A 20,696-nucleotide genomic window follows, 5' to 3' on the forward strand; every position below is an offset into this window, starting at 1 on the left:
ACTGTGACGCTGTGTTACACGGAGTCTTCCTGCCAGGATGAGGGCATGAAACTCGCCGAGGCCCTCACGGCGCGCGCCGATCTGCAGCGCCGCATCGAACAACTCCGCGCACGGATCACTGCGAATGCCCGCTATCAGGAAGGCGAGGAGCCGGCCGAAGACGCCTCCGCACTGATCGTCGAAGCGGATGCCGCTCTGGAGCAGTTGCGACAGCTGATCCGCCGCATCAACGCCACGAACTCGCGCCTCGAGCTGGGTGCGGACGGCACCATGACCGATGCGCTCGCCGCCCGCGACGTGCTCCGCCTGCAGCACTCGCTGTTGGTGGATGCTGCCGCGGCGGCATCCGGTGCGAACGACCAGTACCTGCGCCAGATGAGGTCGGAGCTGCGCCAGATCTCGGCACTTCCGGTCGCCGAGCTGCGCACACGCGCTGACCGGGTCGCGCAGGAGCTGCGCGAGCTCGACAACCGGATCCAGCAGGCGAACTGGAACAACGACCTGGAGGAGTAGCAGCGGAAGTCGGTAGTCACGACGAGGCGGGCACAACCCCTGCCGGAGGGGCAATCCGGCACATGTTGGGCGGAGGGCAGCCCGGAACGCATCGCGCAGCCCCGCACGCCGCACATGTGATCGCGCATCGCGCATCATGCATCACCGCGTGTCGATCGTCGTGACGAGGGTGGGTCAGGGGACCTTCCGCTTATGAATGTCAGCGTCCATGGATAGAGTGGACGTCTGCTCAGCCCCGTCGGCTGAGGTGGTCAGGTGCCCACGGCGCGCTGGTCCGAGGCTCGAAACCTCCGGCATCCTTCACCAGACACCGGAGGTTTTTCCATGTCGTCATCCCTGCGCGCCCGTCCCCAGACCCGATGGTGGGCGCTCATCGTCATATCGCTCACGCAGCTGGTCGTCGTCCTCGACGGCACGATCGTGAACATCGCGCTGCCGCGTGCCCAGGCGGACCTCGGACTCACGGACGGACAGCGCCAGTGGGTGGTGACCGCCTACGCCCTCGCGTTCGGGGCGCTGCTCCTGCTCGGCGGTCGGATCGCGGACTACGTCGGACGCAAGCGGATCTTCATGATCGGCATGCTCGGCTTCGGGGCGGCATCGCTCTACGGCGGTCTGTCGCAGCAGGGCTGGGAACTGATCCTCGCCCGCGGACTCCAGGGTGCCTTCGCCGCCCTGCTCGCACCGGCCGCTCTCGCCCTCCTCACCGTCACGTTCCCCTCGGGGCGCGAGCGCAACACCGCCTTCGCCGTCTTCGGGACCGTCGCGGGTACGGGGGCGGCGATCGGGATGCTGCTCGGCGGCGTGCTCACCGAGTTCACCGACTGGCGCTGGTGCCTGCTCGTCAACCTCTTCTTCGTCGTGATCGGCGTCGTGGGTGGGGCGATCGTGCTCACCGAGAGCAGAGCAGAGGGCGACAACCGCTACGACGTCTGGGGTGCGCTCACCGTCACGCTCGGGCTCGGCCTGCTGGTCTACGGCTTCACCCTCGCCGAGAACGGATGGGGCGACCCGCTGACGATCGCCTTCCTGGTCGCCGGTCTCGCGCTGCTCGGCGTCTTCGTGTGGGTGGAGTCGCGGGTGTCTCAGCCGCTCCTGCCGCTGAGGGTCGTCGCCGACCGGGTGCGCGGTGGGGCGTTCCTGATCCAGGGCGTCGCCGGCGCGATCATGATCGGGGCCACGGTCTACCTGACCTTCCACCTGCAGTTCGTGCTCGGCATGGGCGCGCTCCAGGCGGGACTCGCGAGCTTGCCGCTCCCGATCGCGACGATGGTGCTCGCGCCCGTCGCGACCAAGCTGCTCCCCGTCATCGGTCCGCGCCCGATGCTGATCGTCGGGCCGCTGATCGCTGCCGCTGGGCTGTTCACGCTCTCCGGCATCACGCCGGACGGCGCATACCTCGTGCAGATCGCGCCGGCGCTCGTGCTGCTCGGCATCGGCATGGGGTTCGTCTTCATCCCGCTGCAGAACCTGGCGCTCTCCGGCGTCGCGCCGCACGACGCCGGCGTCGCCTCGGCCGTCGCGAACTCGGCAATGCAGATCGGCGGGTCGATCGGTCTGTCGGTCTTCACCGCGGTGTACGCGGCATCGGTCGGCGGGCACGCGCAGGCGGAGGTGTCGCCTGAGGGCTTGACCGACGCCTACGGCTGGACGTTCATCGCGGCATCGATCCTGATGGTCGCGGCGTCCGTGATCGCGGCGTGCATGATCCGCGGATCCAAGGATGTGCTCCTGCCCGCACAGGGCGACGCCGTGCTCGCAGCGCACTGAGCGGCGGCGGCCGTGGCGTCCGCACCGGCGAGATCCCTGTGATTTCACTGTCAGGAGCGGATGCCACGGCACGCCTCGGACCGAATGTCGGTGGGGGTTCGTACCGTGTGAGTATGCGCATCCTGCACACGTCCGACTGGCATATCGGCCGCACCTTCCATGGCACCTCGACCATGGATGCGCTGGCCGAGGTGCTCGGAGCGCTCACGGAGCAGGTGCGCGAGAACGCCGTCGACGTGGTGGTCATCGCGGGCGACGTGTTCGACTCCGCCACTCCCTCGGCGGCGGCCTACACGCTGCTCGGCGATGCCCTGGTCGCGCTGCATGACACCGGCGCCCGTGTCATCGTCACCAGCGGCAACCACGATTCGGCTGCGCGACTGGGCTTCCAGGCGAGACTGCTGCGCGACGGCATCCACGTGCTCACCGACCCGCTGAGCATCGGAACGCCGGTGACGGTCGAAGACGCCGACGGACCCGTGCACTTCTTCGGCATCCCCTACCTCGAACCGGCGATCGTCCGCCAGCACTGGCCGGAAGGCGATGCAGACGGGCGTCCGCTGCGTTCCCAGGCCCAGACCATGGCGCACGCGATGCAGCTCGTCCGTGCCGGCATGCGTGCACACGAGGGTCGATCCGTGGCGATCGCGCACTGCTTCGCCGCCGGCGTCGATGCGACGGCCGGGCTGGAGCGCGAGGTGCGACAGGGCGGGCTCGACGTCGTTCCGCTCAGCGTGTTCGACGGCCCCGACTACGTCGCGCTGGGTCACATCCACGGGCGTCAGCAGCTCGGCGAGCGCGTGCGTTATGCCGGGGCACCGCTGCACTACAGCTTCGGTGAACAGCACAAGCAGCGCGGATCCTGGATCGTCGACCTCGACTCCGCCGGCCTGTCGGGGGTGTCGTGGCTCGAACTGCCCGTGCCGCGCCGACTGGTGACGCTCACCGGCACCCTCGCCGAGATTCTCTCCGAGACGAATGTCGCCGCCCACGCGGGGGACTGGGTGTGTGCGGTGTACACCGATGTCCTTCCGCAGACCGAGCCGATGCGTCGCCTGCGTGAGAGCTTCCCGTACTGCGCGATGGTGCAGCACCAGCCCGACGTCGCCGCAGTGACGGACGAGCGCTCCTACGTGCAGCGGCTGCGTGCCGCGGTCACCGACGCCGACAGGGTGGAGGCTTTCCTCGAGCACGTGAGGGAGGGGCAGGGCGCGAGCGAGGCGGAAGGCGTACTCATCCGTGACGTGCTCGACGAGCGCGTGCGCGCGGACGCTCTCGTCTGATGCGACTCCATCGGCTCGAGGTCGAGGGGTTCGGTCCGTTCCGCTCCCGGCAGAGCGTGGACTTCGATGCCTTCGCCGATGACGGCATCTTCCTGATCGCGGGACGCACCGGTGCCGGCAAGTCGAGCATCCTCGATGCGGTCTGCTTCGGTCTGTACGGCGGCGTTCCGCGCTACGACGGCGGGGAGAAGCGGCTGCGGAGCGATCACTGCGAGCCGGATGATCCTTCCGAGGTCGTCGTCGAGTTCAGCACTCCGTCCGGGCGGTTCCGTGTCACACGATCGCCCGAGTATCTGCGCCCCGCGAAGCGTGGTGGCGGTCTCACGAAGCAGGCTTCCGCCGTCACCCTCGATGAGTGGACGGATGCCGGATGGGTCGGCCGCGCGGCGCGGGCGGTCGACGTCGGCAATGAGCTCGACGACATCCTGCAGCTGAGCAGGGAGCAGTTCCTGCAGGTGATCCTGCTCGCGCAGAACCGGTTCTCGGAGTTCCTGCTCGCCAACAGCAAGGATCGACAGGCACTGCTCCGTCGACTGTTCGGGACGCAGAGGTTCGAAGACGTGCAGGCGCGGTTCGAGGAGCGACGTCGTGTGGCGGAGCAGGCGCTCGGCGCACGGCTGGCGACGGTCACTGCGCGCGTGGAGGAAGCGGAGCGGCTGGCCGATGAGGCGGAGCTGTGGGGAGAGTCTTCCGAGGACTCCGGCGCACAGGCGCCCGTGGCGCGCGGGAACGCCTCGACCGAAGACCGTCTGGACGTTCTGAGGCGCGCGCAGGCTCGAGCGGAATATCGGGCGGAACGGCGTGCCTCGGAGCGTGACGATGCGGAACGTCGATCCGCGGCGGCCGATGCCGCGCTCGCCACGGCCCGGGAGGAGCAGCGAGACCAGGCGGAGCGCGATCGCGCCCGCACGGCGCTCGCCCGGCTCGAGGGCGAGGAGCCGCTCATCGCACAGGCGCGCACAGAGCTCTCGGACGCGCGTGCCGCAGAGAGCCTCCGTGGAGTGCTGGCGGCTACGGAGCGCGCCCGTGTCGCACTGACTGGCGCGGTCGAGGCCGCGCAGCGAGCACAGGCAGCCTGGGACGCGTTCGGACTTCCTGCGGACGACCTCGAAGCGTGGGCGGCCGAGCGCACCAGAGCGACCGGTGCCTGGCAGCGGGCGCTCGAACTCGAAGGACAGGCCGCTGCGCTCGCGGATGAGCTGCAGACCGCGGAGGCCGCCGTCGACGTGATCGAGGCGCGTCTCGACGAGCGTGAGGCCGATCGCGCGACGCTTCCCCTGCAGACGATCGAGCTGACCACGCAGCGCGATGACGCCCGTCGCCGGGCGGACCGCGCGGCCGACCTCCGCGTCGCGCTCGATCAGGCTCAGGTGCGTGCCGCCGCCGTCCTCGAAAGCGCACGTCTCGACATCGATCAGATCGCCGCGGAGCAGGATCTGGCGCGCGCCAGCGCAGAGCATGCGAGCGCGCAGACGGCCCTCGCACAGCTGCGCAGGAGACGGCTCGACGGTTTCGCGGGTGAGCTCGCTTCAGCGCTCGTCGACGGTGACCCCTGCCCGGTGTGCGGATCGCACGAGCATCCCTCGCCGGCGGCACACGCAGATCCGGTGACGGCCGACGATGTGGCCAGCGCCGAGCAGCAGCGGGACGAGGCCGCGGCGCGCGAGCGCGAGGAGTCGCAGAGGGCCGCGACGCTTCGCGCGGAACTCGCGGTCGCCACCTCACGCGCCGATGGCCGTACCCTCGCGCAGGCCGAGACCGAGCTGGCCGCGATCGCCGCAGAGCACGCGGACAGTCTTGCCGCGGCGGAGAAGAAGGTCGCGCTCGACGCGGAGCTCCAGGAGATCGCGGAACGCGCCGAGCGCCTGGAACGGGATCGGGCCGCAGATCTCGTCGTGCTCGCGTCGGCGCGCGAGCAGCTGGCGATTCTCACGCAGCGCCGGGCTGACGCGCAGGAGCTGATCGCGGAGGCGCGCGGCGACGCGCCGACCGTCGCCGATCGCCTCGCTGAGGCCACGACACAGGTGGCCGCGGCGCGATCCCTCTCCGCGTCCCTCGCAGAACGGGAGCGCCGTGAGGCGGCGCTCGGAGAGTCTGCGGCAGAGCAGGACGCCGCACTCGCCTCCTCGCCGTTCGCCGATGCCGCGGCGGTGCAGGTGGCGCTGCGCTCCGCGTCCGCCCTGGAGAGCCTGGACGCGAGGATCACCGCCCACGCCGTGCAGCGTGAGAAGGAGCGAGCGATCCTGTTCGACCTCGAATTGCGTACGCTCCCGGAGGAGCCGATCGACCTCGCGCCCGCGGAGATCGCGTCTTCGACCGCTCGGGCGGCATGGAGTGCGGCCGTGGACGACGCCGGTCGAGCCTCCGGCATCGTGGAAAGACTCGCCGGGCTCATCGACTCCGCAGCGTCGGAGCATGCCAGGACCTCAGCTCAGACGGCCGAGTTCGAGGTGCTGCGCGGGCTCGCCGACACGATCGCCGGACGCGGGGGCAACACGCGCAAGATGACGCTCGAGACCTTCGTGCTCGCCGCCGAACTCGAAGAGATCGTGGAGGCGGCCAACCGGCGCCTCGGCGACATGTCGACCGGACGCTACCAGCTGCAGCACTCTGACGCTCTGGCGGCTCGGGGCGCTGCCTCCGGTCTCGGGATCGTGGTGTTCGACGCCTTCACCGGACAGACCCGCCCCGCCCAGTCGCTGTCGGGCGGCGAGACCTTCCTCAGCTCGCTCGCCCTCGCGCTCGGTCTCGCCGAGGTCGTCACGGCGCGAGCCGGCGGGATCCGCCTCGACACTCTCTTCATCGACGAGGGCTTCGGATCGCTCGACGGCGACACCCTCGACATCGCGATGCGCACTCTGGACGAACTCCGTCAGGGCGGCCGGACCGTCGGCGTGATCAGTCACGTCGAAGCGATGCAGGAGCAGATCCCGGCGCAGCTCACGGTGCGGGCGACCCCGGAGGGACCCAGCGTCGTCGAGTCGCGCTGACGCCGTCCACGCGTGAGCGTGCGGCCTGCGCCGCTCGCGGTCCGCGGATCGTCGATCCGGTCAGACGCCGTACTCGCGACGGATGACTTCACGCAACTGCACGCTGCAGCGGGCGATCGCCGCGCGGAAGTCGACGAGGGCCCCCTCCTCCGCGCGGTCGGAGATGGCGCGGAACGCACGGATCGGCACGCCGAACTGGTTGGCGACCCAGATGTACGCATAGGTCTCCATGTCGACCAGGCCCGCGCCGGACGGTCGGATGACGGCGGTGATCCCCGCATCTCCGACGAAGCTGTCGCCGGTGGCGATCAGCACGCCCTCCCGGCCCGTGGACACCCGCGCCGGAAGCGACACGTGCTGTCCGGCGATGCCGTCGAGGTCGAAGACATCGTGCTGCAGGGCGCTGCCGACCTCGTGCGCGGTGGCGTCGAGATCGGGGTCGATGCCCCCGGCGGTGCCGACCACGACGACCTCGGTGTAGGCCTTCGCGTCGAGCGCCCGGGTCAGCGCGTATGTGGCCTGGAGCTTGCCTTCACCGGTGACGAGCTGATCGAACCCTTCGAGTTCCGCGGGGAATGCTGCGAGTTCGGAGGCCATGGCGGCGACGAGGAGTTTCACCTGTCCATCCTGTCAGGTCTGCGCATCGGCATCTCGGACGAACGGTGTCGATGTCATCCTCACGTAACACGAAGGGGCGATACTGATTCCAGGAAGAGTGGAGGATCCCGTGTCCCTGCAGAAGCAGATCTCTGAAGCGCTCGGTGTCTCGGCCGAGATCGATCCCGAGGCCGAGGTGCAGCGTCGTGTGCAGTTCCTGGTCGACTACCTGCGCGTGACCGGTGCGAAGGGGTTCGTGCTGGGGATCTCCGGCGGACAGGACTCCACGCTGGCCGGGCGTCTCGCCCAGCTCGCGGTCGAGCGCGTGCGGGCCGAGGGCGGCGAGGCGAAGTTCCTCGCGGTGCGGCTTCCGTACCGCGTGCAGCACGATGCGGCGGATGCCGATGCGGCACTCGAGTTCATCGGCGCGGATGCCTCGGTCGAGGTGAACATCCAGAACGGCGTCGACGGCGTCGAGGAGGACATCGAGTTCGCCGTGACCTCCGACATCAGCGACTTCAACCGTGGCAACATCAAGGCGCGGGTGCGCATGGTCACGCAGTACGCCCTCGCCGGCCACGACGGATTCCTGGTGATCGGCACCGATCATGCGGCCGAGGCGGTGACCGGTTTCTATACGAAGTTCGGCGACGGTGCTGCGGACATCCTGCCGCTCTCCGGCCTCAGCAAGCGTCAGGGCCGCGCCCTGCTGCAGTCGCTCGACGCCCCGGATCGGCTGGCGTTCAAGGTACCGACGGCGGACCTGCTCGATGGGCAGCCCGGTCGCGCGGACGAGGACGAGCTCGGGATCACGTACGAGCAGATCGACGACTTCCTGGAGGGGCGCGAGGTGGCTCCGGACGTTGCGGGACGCATCGAGGCGAAGTACCTCGCCACGCAGCACAAGCGCCACCTTCCGGTCACCCCTGATGACACCTGGTGGCGTTGAGCGCACTGCTCCTCTGCGGATGAGATGACGCTCCGCGGCCCTGCTGCACGGAGATGACGGGTTCGCGCCGCCCACGCGGACGGGCTCGCTCCGGTGTCGGATGTCGCGGCTAGTGTCGAAGCATCCGAGGAAATGGAGCATCGTGCGGATAGACACTCAGGCCCAGCGCGTCATCTGGAGCGCGAGCGACCTCAAGGCCGCGGCCGAGTGCGAGTTCGCGTGGTGCCGCGCGATCGACGCGAAGCTGGGCCGTGTGCCCGCGGTCGAAGAGCCCGAAGACGCGACGCTCGCCCGCGCCGCGCTCCTCGGAGACGTGCACGAACGCAACGTGCTCGCACGGTACATCGCCGACCTCGGTGACGAACAGGTGCATCAGGTCGACAAGGTGTCCTCCGTGGATGCCGAGGCGCTCGCCGCCGCGGTGGCGGAGACGATCGACGCTCTGCATTCGGACGCGCTCGTGCTGTTCCAGGCGGCCTTCGCGACCGAGGAGTTCGTCGGTTTCGCGGACTTCCTCCGGCGCGACGAGCAGCGGCGCTGGCGCGTGCAGGATTCCAAGCTCGCCCGCAAGGCCAGGGTCACCGCTCTCATGCAGCTGGCGGCATACGTCGACCAGCTCGATCGCCTGGGGATCCCGCGGTCCGACGAGGTCGACCTCATCCTCGGCGACGGCACCCTCAGCACGCATGCCGTCGACGACCTGCTCCCGCTCTTCCAGGTGCGCAGGGCCCGGCTGCGCGCGCTCATCGCCGACCGTCGGATCGAGCAGGGTGCGGCGGGCGCTCCGCTCGCATGGGGAGACGGGCGTGGCGACCTGGATGTGGTGGCGTGCGGGCGGTGCGCCACCTGCGAGGAGCAGGTCGTCGCGCATCGTGATCTGCTCATGGTGGCGCGCATGCGTCCGGTGCAGCGCGCCCGGCTGCGCGCCGGCGGCATCGAGACGATCGATGCGCTCGCGGCGGCGATCGACCCCCCCGAGGGGATGAACGTCGATACCTTCGAGAACCTCCGTGCGCAGGCGCGGGTGCAGTTGCGCGCCGACGCGGAGGGTGTTCCCGCGTACGACGTGCACTACGCGGCCGCGATTCACACGCTGCCGGTCCCGAGCAGGGGGGATATCTTCTTCGATTTCGAGGGCGATCCCCTGTACACCGAGCCCGCACCCGACGGTGCGGCCCACTGGGGCATCGACTATCTGTTCGGCTGGGTCGACAACGACGATCAGTACTCCGCGCTCTGGGCGCACACCTTCGCCGAGGAGCGACGGGCCTTCGAGACGTTCCTCGATTTCGTGAACGCGCGTCGGGCTGCGCACCCCGGCATGCACATCTATCACTACGCGCCCTACGAGACCTCCCACCTGGTGGCGATGGCGGCACGGCACGGCGTGAGGGAGAGCGAGATCGATCGGCTCCTGCGCGAGGGCGTGTTCGTCGATCTGTATCCGCTGGTGCTGCGGACGGTCCGCGTGGGGTCCAGGTCGTACTCGATCAAGAAGCTCGAACCGCTCTACATGGGCGATGACGTCCGCACCAGTGACGTGCAGAAGGGCGACGACTCGATCGTGCAGTACGTGGCAGCGCGTGACTTCGCTGCAGCCGGTGAGCAGAGCGAAGCCGATGCCGTCCTGGCGGATCTCGCCGACTACAACCGATACGACTGCGTGTCGACGCGGGCGCTGCGCAACTGGCTGATCGAGATCGCGCGACGCGAAGGCGTCAATCCGGCACCCCCGGATGCGGCCGACGAGATCATCTACGAGCCCTCGCCGAGGTCGGTCGCGCTGCTGGCAGACGCGGAGCGCGCCGCGGCCGCCGGCGAAGACGGACAGGTGCATCGCATCGCGGCCGCCGCCATCGACTACTTCCCGCGCGAGGCGAAGAGCTTCTGGGTATCCCACTTCCAGCGGCTCCGCGAACCTGTCACGATGTGGGACGGCACGCGCGACGTCGTGCGGGTCGATCGCGCCACCTCCACGGTCCGCCGTGAGTGGAGTGTCGCCGAGGGGCGTCGGGTGATGTCGCGCGAGATCGAGATCAGAGGCGAGGTGTCTCCCGGCACCACACTCGGTTCCGGTGCCCAGCCGTTCGCGCTGTATCCGGTACCTGCACCCTTCGACATCGAGGTGCCGTCGCGCGCCGTGCATGTGCCGCACACGGTGACGGTGACCGAGGTGCTCGACGACGGCTATCTCATCACGGAGTCCGCGATCCAGGGGCAGACCTGGGATGAACTGCCTCTCGCCCTCACGCCGGCTTCTCCGCCTCGGGTCGTCTCCTTGCAGGGCGCGATCGACGAGTGGGCTGATGCCGTGCACGCGGCTGCGCCGGCATTCCCCGAGGACGCCGCGACCGATATCCTGCGGCGTCTGCCTCCCCGGACGCTGTCCGGGGAGTACCTCCCCGCGGCCGGTGAGGACGCGATCGACGCGATCGTGCGGGGGGTCCTCGACCTCGACCGCAGCTACCTCGCCGTGCAGGGGCCTCCCGGAACCGGCAAGACCTTCACCGGCTCCCAGGTGATCGCCCGACTGGTCAACGAGCACGGGTTCAAAGTAGGGGTGGTCGCGCAGTCTCACGCCATCATCGAGACGCTGCTGGATCGCGTGGTCGCGCACGGCGTCTCTCCCGCGCAGGTGGGCAAGGCGCCGAAGAACCCGGATGCCGACCCGTCCTACACCGTCATCCCCAAGAACGGGATGGCGTCGTTCCTGGAGGAGCACAGGAACGAAGGCGTCGTCGTCGGCGGCACGGCCTGGGACTTCAGCAACACCTCGCGCGTCGATCGCGGGGGCCTCGATCTGCTCGTGATCGATGAGGCAGGGCAGTTCTCGCTCGCCTCGACCATCGCGGTCGCGGCAGGCGCCCGACGGCTGCTCCTGCTCGGTGATCCGCAGCAGCTCCCACAGGTGAGCCAGGGAGCCCATCCCGAACCTGTCGACACGTCGGCGCTCGGGTGGGTGATGGACGGCGATGCGGTCATCCGTCCGGAGTACGGCTACTTCCTGGCGAAGTCGTGGCGGATGCACCCCTTCGTGGCCGCTCCTGTCTCGCGGCTCGCCTACGCGGGGAAGCTCGCCTCGGCGCCCGGAACCGAGCGGCGGTCGGTCGACGGTGTCGATCCGGGGTTGCACATCGTCCCGGTGCGTCACCGAGGCAATGCCACGCAATCGGCCGAGGAGGCCGCCGAAGTCGTCGCACTCGTGCGCGACCTCGTGGGTCGCACTTTCACCGACAACGACGAACCTGCCACGACACGGCCTCTCGGCGCGGCCGACATCATCGTCGTCGCACCGTACAACGCCCAGCGTCAGCTCGTACACGACGCCCTCGTCGCTGCGGGATTCCCTGACGTGGCGGTCGGTACGGTCGACAACTTCCAGGGCAAGGAGGCCGTCGTCTCCATCACGTCGCTCGCCGCATCGAGCGGGAGGGATGCGCCCCGTGGTCCGGAGTTCCTGCTGCTGCAGAATCGCCTCAACGTCGCGATCTCGCGCGCGCAGTGCGTCGCCTATCTGATCCATTCGCCGGCGTTGCTCGACGATCTGCCGTTCACGCCGGAGGGCGTCGCGCGGCTGAGCGCCTTCGCGCGCCTCGTGGGCGCGGCGGACTGAAGGAGCAGACGTGCACTCGATCGATGACATCCTCCGTGCCTCTGCGGCGTGGGTGTGGTTCCCGCGCGACGGTGAGCAGGAGAAGAGCGCGCTCCAGCTGGTGCGCTATCCCGCGCGTATCGGAGGAGGCGTGCGTGCGTCGCAGGTCGACTCGACGGACGACGCACACACCGTGCTCGATCACGCCATCGCGCGTACGCGGGAGTGGGGAGAGTCTCAGCTGACGTTCTGGACCAACGCGTCCGACCGGCCCGATCTCGAACAGGAGCTGCAGCGGCGCGGTGCGGAGCACTTCGACACCGTCGCGGTGTTCGCCCGGCCGATCGATCGGCTCGTCGTCGAGGTGCCGGCAGGCGCCACCGCAGAGATCGTCCGCACCCTGGAGCAGGTGCGCGAGGTCGACGCGATCAACGTGCCCGTGTGGGAGCAGTCGCCGCTCGATGACGCCGGGTTGGCGGACGAACTGGCCGCGGTCCTCTCGGGTCTGGCCGCCGGTGAAGGGTTCCACGTACTGGGCCGCCTCGACGGAGACGCCGTGAGCACCGGTGGCTGCACGATCGTCGATGGCTTCACCCGCCTGTGGGGCGCCGCCACGCTGGAGCGTGCGCGCGGCCACGGTGCCTACCGGGCCGTGCTGGCGGAGAGACTGCGTGCGAGTGCGGAGCTCGGCGCTGTCACGGCCCTGGTGAAGGGCCGCGTCTCGACGTCCGCGCCGATCCTCGAGCGCACCGGATTCACGTACTACGGAGATGAGCGGGCGTACCGTCTCACCGTCGCCTGAGCAACGTCACCCGCGCGGGAGCGCTGAGCGCGATGCTCGGCGCGCGACACGAAGAACCCGCGCCCGAACTCGAGCCCGAAACCGGACCCTGGCGCCGAGCCGGGAAGTCCGCGCCCGAACTCCGACCTCAGACCGTGCCGTAGAGGCGGTCGCCTGCGTCGCCGAGTCCGGGCACGATGTAGCCCTTCTCGTTCAGACGCTCGTCGAGAGCGCCCAGCACGAGCGTGACATCGCGATCGCCGGCCATGGCCTCGATCGCTGCGACGCCCTCGGGAGTGCCGAGCAGGCAGATCGCTGTGACGTCCTTGGCGCCGCGATCGAACAGGAACTGGATCGCTGCGGCCAGCGAGCCGCCCGTGGCGAGCATCGGGTCGATCGCGAAGCACTGACGGTCGCTGAGGTCGTCGGGAAGGCGCTCGGCGTAGGTCGTCGGCTCGAAGGTCTCCTCGTCGCGGACCATTCCGAGGAATCCGACTTCGGCGGTCGGCAGCAGCTTCACGAGCCCCTCGAGCATGCCCAGGCCGGCGCGCAGGATCGGCACGACGATCGGGCGCGGCTCGGAGATCTTCACGCCCATCGTCTTGGTGACCGGGGTGGTGATCTCGATCGGGCTGACCTTCACGGAACGGGTGGCCTCGTACGCGAGCAGTGTCACCAGCTCTTCCGTCAGCTGTCGGAACACCGGCGACGGGGTGCGCACATCGCGCAGCACCGAGAGCTTGTGGGTGATGAGAGGGTGGTCGGCGACGTGAACACGCATGGATACAGGGTAGTCGGCGGCGGACGTCGGCACGACATCGACCCTGCGGCCCTCGCGCGTCACTGTCGTAGGCTCGACGCATGACCGCTGCCGATGCTCCCGCGATGCGTCGAGCTCTCGAGCTCGCAGCGGAGGCGGCGGCGGCATCCGAGATCCCCGTGGGTGCGGTCGTCCTCGATCCCGCCGGTGCGATCGTCGCGGAGGGTCGCAACACCCGCGAGGCCACTCACGACCCCACGGGTCACGCCGAGATCGAGGCGTTGCGCAGCGCGGCGGCATCCGTCGGCTCCTGGAATCTCGATGGGCACACGCTGGTCGTCACGCTCGAGCCCTGCATCATGTGCGCCGGCGCGATCCTGCAGGCGCGCATCTCACGCGTCGTGTTCGGCGCGTGGGACGACAAGGCGGGTGCGGCGGGGTCGATGTACGACGTGCTGCGCGATCGTCGCCTGCCGTACCGTGCCGAGGTCGTCGGCGGCGTCGAGGCGGATGCCGCGACCGTGCTGTTGCGCGATTTCTTCACGTCGCGACGCTGACCACTCCACCTTCGGCGGTGCTTCGCGCCCTGTGCGAATCAGATCCCGCTGATCATCCGCAGAACGTGGGGGCGACCGAAAGACTGTGCGGAGATCGCCACGCGCGGCTGCGCGCGGATCAGTCCGAGGACTTGAGCACGAAGACGTCGGTCGACGGCTCCGGGTCGATCGCGGGGCGGTAGACATCGGGCTCGATGTAGACGACGCGCGCGACCGGCACGGCCTCGCGGATCCGCTCCTCGATCGCGTCGATGTCATCGGCCGCTTCGCGCACCGTCTTGTCCGAGGTGAGCGCGACCTTCGCCGCGACGAGCAGCTCGTCCGGTCCGAGGTAGAGGGTCTTCATGTGGATGAGCTTCTCGACCTCGGGGCCGGCGTTGATCGCGTCGACGATCTTGTCGTGGTCGGCGGAGGTCGCCCCTTCGCCGACGAGCAGGCTCTTGGTCTCGACCCCGAGCACGATCGCGATCAGCACGAGCAGGAGGCCGATCATCAGGGTGCCGATCGCGTCGAACACCGAGTTGCCGGTGATCACGGTGAGTCCGACACCGAGCAGTGCGAACGCGAGACCGGTGAGCGCGCCGGCGTCCTCGAGCAGGACGACCGGCAGTTCGGGGGCCTTGGCGCGCCGGATGAACGACACCCAGGACTGGCCCTTCTCGCGAACGAGGTTGCTCTCCTTCACAGCGGTGCGCAGCGAGAACGACTCCAGGCCGATCGCGATGACGAGCACGAGGATGGGCAGCCACCACCAGTTCGGGTCGAGCGCGTGCGGCTCGCGCAGCTTCTCGATGCCCTCGTAGATCGCGAACAGGCCACCCACCGAGAACAGGATGATCGAGACCACGAACGCGTAGACGTACCGCTCTCGTCCGTAGCCGAAGGGGTGCGAACGGTCGGCCTCGCGCTTCGCCTTGCGGCCGCCGAGCATCAGGAGCAGCTGGTTGCCGGAGTCGGCCACGGAGTGGATCGCCTCGGCGAGCATCGACGCCGAACCGGAGAGGGCCCAGGCGACGAACTTCGCGAGCGCGATGCCCAGGTTCGCCAGGAACGCCGCGACGATGGCCTTGTTGCCTCCGGATGCACTCATGATCCGAGTCTAGAACCGCCCGCCTCCGGATGTCGGGGAGCCCGCCGTAGGATGACGACATGGCTGAATCCCTCCCCGCTCTCGCGTTCCTCGGTGCCGGTTCGATGGGTGGCGCGATCCTTCGCGGCGTCATCGCGTCCGGCATCACGATCGACGGGGGGATCACGGCCACCAACCGCACCACCGCAAAGGCGGAGGCCTTCGCCGACCTCGAGGGTGTGACCAGCATCGCCCTCGAGTCCCAGCCGTCGGGCAGTGCGGATGCGGCCGCCGCTGCGCGCATTATCCTGGTCGGCGTGAAGCCGGCGATGGTCCCCGATCTGCTGCGGGAGATCGCTCCCCGCCTCGCCCCGGACGCCATCGTGGTCAGCCTCGCGGCCGGCGTCACCCTGCAGACGTTCGCCGACAACCTCGGGGCCGATGCTCGGGTCATCCGTTCGATGCCGAACACCCCGGCCACCGTGCGCAAGGGCGTGACGGGTCTGGCGGCCGGCGCCTCGGCCACGGCGGATGATCTCGCGCTCGTCCGTCGACTGTTCGAGACCGTCGGAGCCGTCGTCGAAGTGCCGGAGTCGCAGATCGACGCACTCTCGACGATCTCCGGTTCCGGCCCGGCGTACGTCTACCTGCTGATCGAGGAGTTCACCCGCGCGGCCGTCGGCATGGGCTTCGACGAGGCCGATGCGCGCCTCATGGTCGAGCAGACCTTCATCGGCGCGACGGCCCTGCTCGATGCCTCGGGGGAGGACCCCGCCGAGCTCCGTCGGCGCGTGACGAGCCCGAAGGGCACGACCGAGCGCGCGGTGACCGTGCTCCAGGACGCGCGCCTCGATCGCACCTTCGCGGATGCCGCGGCCGCTGCTCTCGCACGTGCCAAGGAACTCGCCGCCGGAGCATGAGGCATGCGGCTGCACATCGTCGGTGAGATCTGGTTCTGGCGCGGTCCCGCGCCGTACCACTTCGTGACGGTGCCGCCCGCCGAGAGCGAGATGATCCATGACGTCGCGGCGGTCGTGACCTACGGCTGGGGGATGATCCCGGCGAGTGTCACGATCGGCGGCAGCAGCGTGACCACCGCGTTGTGGCCGAAGGACGGCGGCTACATCGTGCCGATCAAGAAGGCCCTGCAGGATCGCGAGGGCATCGGCGTGGACGACGTCGTGGAGATCACGCTCGACATCGACGCCTGATCAGGCGCGGTGGGGATCAGCGGTCGAGGGCCGCGAACCGCTCGATGTCGCTGTTCGTACCGGAGACGATGATGAGGTCGTGGTTGGTGACGATCGTGTTGGCCTCGGCGTAGCGGAACGGCTTCCCCGGACTCTTCACACCGACCACGGTGACCTTGTACTTCGAGCGCACGCCGGATTCGTTCAGACCCACGCCCCGGATGAACTTCGGCGGATACATCTTGGCCAGCACGAAGTCGTCGTCGAAGCGGATGAAGTCCAGCATCCGTCCGCTCACGAGGTGGGCGACGCGCTCGCCGGCTTCGCGCTCCGGGTAGATCACGTGGTTCGCGCCGACGCGGGCGAGGATCTTGCCGTGCGACTGCGACACGGCCTTGGCCCAGATCTGCGGCACCTTCAGGTCGACGAGGTTCGCGGTGATCAGCACCGAGGCCTCGATCGAGGAGCCGACGGCGACGACCGCCACCTGGAAGTCCTGCGCCCCGATCTGGCGCAGCGCGTCGATGTTCTTCGCATCCGCCTGCACCGTGTGGGTGACGCGGTCCGACCACTTCTGGACGAGCTCGAGGTTGCCGTCGATCGCGAGGACCTCGCGGTCGAGGCGATCGAGTTCTCCGGCGCAGGCGGCGCCGAAGCGTCCCAGGCCGATGACGAGTACGGGAGCGTCGCCCCTGAGCACTTCAACCAACGATCGGCCTTTCCACGGGCAGCGAGTAATACTGCGATCGCGATGTCGCGGCGACTGCCGCGGCGAGTGTCACTGTACCAATGCGGCCCATGAAGATGGTGGCCGCCAGCACGTACGATCCGGCGTCGGGGAGCTCGGCGGTGAGACCGGTCGACAGGCCGACTGTGGCGAACGCCGAGATCACGTCGAACAGCACATGACTGATGTCGGCTTTCGTGATCTGGGCGATGATGATCGTCGAGAGCGCGACGATCGTGGCTCCCCACGCGACGACGCTGAGGGCCACGCGCTGCACATCGCTGGGGATGCGGCGGCCGAACACCTCGACGGACTGGCGTCCCTTGGCCTCTGACCACACGGCGATCGCCAGCACGGCCAGTGTGGTGACCTTGATGCCGCCGGCGGTCGATGCCGAACCACCGCCGACGAACATCAGCATGCTCGCCGCGACCAGCGACGATCCGTTGAGGTCGGACATGTCGATCACGTTGAAACCGCCGGAGCGGGTCATGGCCGACAGGAAGAAGGCCTGGAAGGTGGTGTCGCCTGCGTCCATGGATCCGAACGTCTTCGGGTTCGCGTACTCCAGGATCAGGAAGACGACGGCGCCGAGGACGAACAGCAGCACGGTCGTGACGAGCGTGAGCTTGGTGTGCAGCGACCAGCGCTTCACATGCCAGACATGCTTGGCCAGGGTGTAGATCACCGGGAAGCCGATGCTGCCGAGGAAGACGCCGACCATCAGCAGGGACAGCACGAGGTAGTCGTCGGAGAACACCGCGACGCCGCCGTCGTTGGGTGCGAAGCCCGTGTTCGTGAAGGCCATCGCCGCGAAGTACGGCGCTTCCCACAGGGCGGCGATCGGATCGACCTTCGCCATGACGAGCGACGGATACAGCAGGATCGCGAGCGCGCCCTCGATGAAGAGGGACGACAGCGCGACGGTGCGCAGCAGCTGACCGACTTCGCCCAGGCGGACGGTCTGGCTTTCGTTGACGACGCCGCCATGCGCGCGCAAGGGGTTGGTGTCTCCGGCCGCCATCAGCTTGGCCCGCAGCCCGAGCCGCTTGGAGATGACCATGCCCATCAAGGATGCGAGTGTGAGCACCCCCAGGCCGCCGATGTTGACGCCGATGAAGACGAGTACGTGGCCGAACGGCGACCAGTGGTTGGCCATGTCGACCGTGGCGAGGCCCGTGACGCAGATGGTGGAGACGGCGGTGAACAGTGCGTCGCTGAGGGGAGTGACGGTTCCGGTGGCCGAGGCGATCGGCAGCGACAGCAGCACGGTGAAGACGAGGATGAGCAGTGCGAAGATGACGATCGCGAACCGCGAGGGCGACGAGGTGATGATGTGCTTCGACCAGGAACCGATGTCGCGGATGCGCTGCTTCGGAGACGACGCCGAAACCATGCCCGACATCGCATCCCCCTTCGCGCTTCTCGACCGCGGTCATCAGTCGCACGACGCCGATCGCCGAGCCTTCGTCATGGTACTCCGTGCCGGGGGCGACTACCCTGAACTCATGACGGACATCTTCGACGTGATCGCAGACGGTACGAGGCGCGACATCCTCCAGCTCCTGCTGCGACGCACTGCCGAAGGTGACGCCGGCACCAGCGTGAGCCACATCGTCGCGGATCTCGGTATCAGCCAGCCCACGGTCTCGAAGCATCTGAAGGTGCTGCGCGACGCCGAGATGGTCACGGTCCGCGAAGACGGCCAGCGTCGTTTCTACAGCCTTGCCGTCGAGCCGCTCGAAGTCGTGGACGACTGGCTGGTCCCCTTCCTCGTCGACGCGTACGGAGACGACGCGCCGGATATCGAGTACCCGGTCGCGCCGCTGCCGGACAGCGCTGCACACGCCGCCGAGGTCGTCGGCCGGGCAGCCGCGTCTGCGAAGCATGTGGTCGCCACGGCGCTCAAGCGTCTCGGAGCCTGACCCCGGGACGCACATCGCCCCTGACGACAGGGGGCGTGTCATCAGGGGCGATCCGCAGGCCCCAGCCCGCGTCGATCCCGGCGGTGCCAGCCGGGATCGTTCGGTCAGCCTGGCAGTGCCGGCTGGGCGACTCTGAGGGAACGGCTATGTCTTCGCTGAGATCAGGTGCAGCGGAGGCGTGCCGATATCAGCGCCTGGCGGCCTTCCGGCGGAACAGCCATGAGCCCCAGACGACGGCCACGAGCAGGATCGCGAGGCACCATCCGATCGCCCACCACGGCTCCGTGTGCAAGGGCGCGTCCGTGAGCAGACCGCGGATCGTCTCCACGATCGGCGTGATCGGCTGGTGCGCGGCGACGGGCTGCAGCCATTCCGGCATGCTCGCGACCGGCACGAAGGCGCTCGACAGGTAGGGCAGGAACAGCAGGATGAACCCGTACCCGTTCGCCCCCTCCGGACTCCCCGCGGCGAGACCGATCGCAGCGAACAGATAGGTGATCGCGAGGATGTAGAGCGCGATCAGCCCGGCCAGGGCGATCCACTCGAGGATGTCGGCCTGCGGACGGAATCCCACGAGCACGCCGACGCCGATCACGATCGCGGTGGCGAAGAGGTTGCGCAGCACGCTCGACACCACGTGCCCGGTGAGCACCGCGCTGGCGCGGAGCGGCATGGTGCGGAACCGGTCGATGATCCCGGTGCGCATGTCGTTCGCGACATACACGGCCGTGGACGAGGCGCCGAAGCCGGCACACGTGAGGATGATGCCGGGTACGACGTAGTCCACATAGGCACCGGAGGGATCGATCGCCCCGCCGAACACCCAGGTGAACATGAGCATGAGCATCACGGGAAGCATGATGGCCATCAGCAGCGACTCCCCGTCGCGCAGGGAGTGCCGCAGGCTGCGGCCGATGAACACGAGTTCCGCGGTGATTCCGCGCAGGCGGGGCCGCGCTGCCGCTGCCCCGGGGACGGATGCCGTGCGCTGAGGTGTGGCGAGGACGGTGTTCATGCGTGCTCCTTCATGGGAAGCGAGGAGTGGGTGGGGGAGGTGACGGCGAGGAACACGTCGTCCAGGCTGGGCCGACGCAACGAGACGGTGCCTTCCGCTCCCTCTGCGTCGAGGACGTCGAGCGCTCGCCGCAGATCGGCGATCGACCCGTCGGTGGGGATCGCGCGACGCAGCGTGCCACGGACGTCATGCAGTTCCACGGTGTCGCCGCCGACGCGGGACTTGAGTGCTGCGGGCGTTCCGAGGGCCGCGATCCGGCCGTCGTGGAGCACGGCGATCCGATCGGCGAGCTGATCGGCCTCCTCGAGGTACTGCGTGGTAAGGAACACGGTCGTGCCGCCGCCCGCGACCTGGCGGATGGTCTCCCACAGGGCGCGGCGGCTTCGCGTGTCGAGTCCGGTCGTGGGCTCGTCGAGGAACAGCACCTCCGGGGTGACCACGAAGCTGAGGGCCAGATCGAGTCGTCGTCTCATCCCACCCGAGAAGGTGCGTACGCGCTGAGATGCCGCATCGACGAGATCGAACTGCTCGATCAGCTCGACGGAGCGCCGCCGTGCCGCGCCGCGACCGAGGCCTGCGAGACGAGCGAACATGATCACGTTCTCGGTCGCGGAGAGCGCATCATCGACTGCGGCGGATTGGCCGGTGAGACTGATCCGGCGCTGTACCTCGGTGCTCTGCGAGCGCACGTCCCAGCCGGCGACCAAGGCGCTGCCGCTGTCGGCGGAGGTCAGGGTCGTGAGGATGTTGATGGTCGTGGTCTTGCCCGCGCCGTTCGGGCCGAGCAGCGCGAAGACCTCGCCGCGCGAGACGGAGAAGTCGAGATCGTCGACGACCACCTTCTCCCGGAACGCCTTGCGCAGGCCGTGTACCTCGATGGCTGTCGTCATGGTTCTCCCTCTCTGTGTACGTCGCAAACTGTGTATGACCGACACAACTGTGTATGACAGTAACACACTGTTTATCAAATAAACAGAA

The 20,696-nt window shown here is 68.7% G+C and carries 18 protein-coding genes; 11 read left to right on the forward strand and 7 right to left on the reverse strand.

What is annotated here, in order from left to right; genetic code table 11:
- The first annotated feature begins 45 nt into the window (after positions 1-45).
- The 4 genes from FB560_RS20190 (at position 46) to FB560_RS20205 (ending at position 6,556) form a co-directional block, all read left to right on the forward strand.
- Positions 46-513, forward strand: coding sequence for a DIP1984 family protein (locus FB560_RS20190; protein WP_141874486.1), 468 nt, complete (start codon positions 46-48; stop codon positions 511-513).
- Between the two features lie 324 nt (positions 514-837).
- The gene (locus tag FB560_RS20195) at positions 838-2,283 is read left to right on the forward strand and encodes an MFS transporter (protein WP_141874487.1); all 1,446 of its coding nucleotides are present in this window, start codon (positions 838-840) and stop codon (positions 2,281-2,283) included.
- A 113-nt stretch (positions 2,284-2,396) separates the two neighbouring features.
- On the forward strand, positions 2,397-3,566 hold the full coding sequence (locus FB560_RS20200) for an exonuclease SbcCD subunit D (protein ID WP_141874488.1): 1,170 nt from the start codon (positions 2,397-2,399) through the stop codon (positions 3,564-3,566).
- Positions 3,566-6,556 carry an AAA family ATPase gene (locus FB560_RS20205; RefSeq protein WP_141874489.1) on the forward strand — a complete coding sequence of 997 codons (2,991 nt, stop codon included), beginning with the start codon at positions 3,566-3,568 and terminating at the stop codon, positions 6,554-6,556. The genes FB560_RS20200 and FB560_RS20205 overlap by 1 nt, the downstream gene beginning before the upstream one ends.
- Before the next feature lie 60 nt (positions 6,557-6,616).
- On the opposite strand, the gene FB560_RS20210 is transcribed toward FB560_RS20205, so the two are convergent.
- Entirely contained in the window at positions 6,617-7,174 is a 558-nt protein-coding gene (locus tag FB560_RS20210) for a phosphorylase family protein (RefSeq protein WP_141874490.1), read from the reverse strand.
- 109 nt (positions 7,175-7,283) lie between these two features.
- Between FB560_RS20210 and nadE the strand changes: the two genes are divergently transcribed.
- The 3 genes from nadE to FB560_RS20225 all read left to right on the forward strand — a co-directional run bounded on the left by nadE (position 7,284) and on the right by FB560_RS20225 (position 12,496).
- The gene (nadE, locus tag FB560_RS20215; RefSeq protein ID WP_141874491.1) at positions 7,284-8,102 is read left to right on the forward strand and encodes an ammonia-dependent NAD(+) synthetase; all 819 of its coding nucleotides are present in this window, start codon (positions 7,284-7,286) and stop codon (positions 8,100-8,102) included.
- A 142-nt stretch (positions 8,103-8,244) separates the two neighbouring features.
- Entirely contained in the window at positions 8,245-11,715 is a 3,471-nt protein-coding gene (locus FB560_RS20220; RefSeq protein WP_229673036.1) for a TM0106 family RecB-like putative nuclease, read from the forward strand.
- 10 nt (positions 11,716-11,725) lie between these two features.
- On the forward strand, positions 11,726-12,496 hold the full coding sequence (locus tag FB560_RS20225) for a hypothetical protein (RefSeq protein WP_141874493.1): 771 nt from the start codon (positions 11,726-11,728) through the stop codon (positions 12,494-12,496).
- Positions 12,497-12,623: 127 nt separating this feature from the next.
- Here the strand turns inward: FB560_RS20225 and upp are convergent, their stop codons facing one another.
- Positions 12,624-13,256, reverse strand: a complete 633-nt coding sequence (gene upp / locus FB560_RS20230; protein WP_141874494.1) for a uracil phosphoribosyltransferase — start codon at positions 13,254-13,256, stop codon at positions 12,624-12,626.
- A gap of 80 nt (positions 13,257-13,336) precedes the next feature.
- Between upp and FB560_RS20235 the strand changes: the two genes are divergently transcribed.
- Positions 13,337-13,792: a nucleoside deaminase gene (locus tag FB560_RS20235; RefSeq protein WP_141874495.1), complete on the forward strand. Its 456-nt coding sequence runs from the start codon at positions 13,337-13,339 to the stop codon at positions 13,790-13,792.
- A 118-nt stretch (positions 13,793-13,910) separates the two neighbouring features.
- Here the strand turns inward: FB560_RS20235 and FB560_RS20240 are convergent, their stop codons facing one another.
- Positions 13,911-14,882 carry a cation diffusion facilitator family transporter gene (locus tag FB560_RS20240; protein WP_141874496.1) on the reverse strand — a complete coding sequence of 324 codons (972 nt, stop codon included), beginning with the start codon at positions 14,880-14,882 and terminating at the stop codon, positions 13,911-13,913.
- A 59-nt stretch (positions 14,883-14,941) separates the two neighbouring features.
- Here FB560_RS20240 and proC point away from each other — a divergent pair, with 59 nt between their 5' ends.
- Positions 14,942-15,781 carry a pyrroline-5-carboxylate reductase gene (gene proC / locus FB560_RS20245; RefSeq protein ID WP_141874497.1) on the forward strand — a complete coding sequence of 280 codons (840 nt, stop codon included), beginning with the start codon at positions 14,942-14,944 and terminating at the stop codon, positions 15,779-15,781.
- Between the two features lie 3 nt (positions 15,782-15,784).
- Positions 15,785-16,072: a DUF1905 domain-containing protein gene (locus FB560_RS20250; RefSeq protein WP_141874498.1), complete on the forward strand. Its 288-nt coding sequence runs from the start codon at positions 15,785-15,787 to the stop codon at positions 16,070-16,072.
- A 16-nt stretch (positions 16,073-16,088) separates the two neighbouring features.
- On the opposite strand, the gene FB560_RS20255 is transcribed toward FB560_RS20250, so the two are convergent.
- Positions 16,089-16,760, reverse strand: a complete 672-nt coding sequence (locus FB560_RS20255; protein ID WP_042538973.1) for a potassium channel family protein — start codon at positions 16,758-16,760, stop codon at positions 16,089-16,091.
- Complete coding sequence (locus tag FB560_RS20260; protein WP_141874499.1) at positions 16,753-18,183, reverse strand: TrkH family potassium uptake protein; 1,431 nt, start codon at positions 18,181-18,183, stop codon at positions 16,753-16,755. Before FB560_RS20260 ends, FB560_RS20255 begins: the two co-directional genes overlap by 8 nt.
- A 103-nt stretch (positions 18,184-18,286) precedes the next feature.
- On the opposite strand from FB560_RS20260, the gene FB560_RS20265 reads away from it, so the two are divergent.
- On the forward strand, positions 18,287-18,703 hold the full coding sequence (locus tag FB560_RS20265) for an ArsR/SmtB family transcription factor (protein WP_141874500.1): 417 nt from the start codon (positions 18,287-18,289) through the stop codon (positions 18,701-18,703).
- Between the two features lie 187 nt (positions 18,704-18,890).
- Here the strand turns inward: FB560_RS20265 and FB560_RS20270 are convergent, their stop codons facing one another.
- Positions 18,891-19,718 (reverse strand): ABC transporter permease, encoded by an 828-nt coding sequence (locus FB560_RS20270; RefSeq protein ID WP_188895053.1) that lies wholly within the window; start codon positions 19,716-19,718, stop codon positions 18,891-18,893.
- Positions 19,715-20,608 carry an ATP-binding cassette domain-containing protein gene (locus tag FB560_RS20275; RefSeq protein WP_141874501.1) on the reverse strand — a complete coding sequence of 298 codons (894 nt, stop codon included), beginning with the start codon at positions 20,606-20,608 and terminating at the stop codon, positions 19,715-19,717. Before FB560_RS20275 ends, FB560_RS20270 begins: the two co-directional genes overlap by 4 nt.
- Positions 20,609-20,696 lie beyond the last annotated feature (88 nt).

Source organism: Microbacterium saperdae, assembly GCF_006716345.1.
Lineage (GTDB): Bacteria > Actinomycetota > Actinomycetes > Actinomycetales > Microbacteriaceae > Microbacterium > Microbacterium saperdae.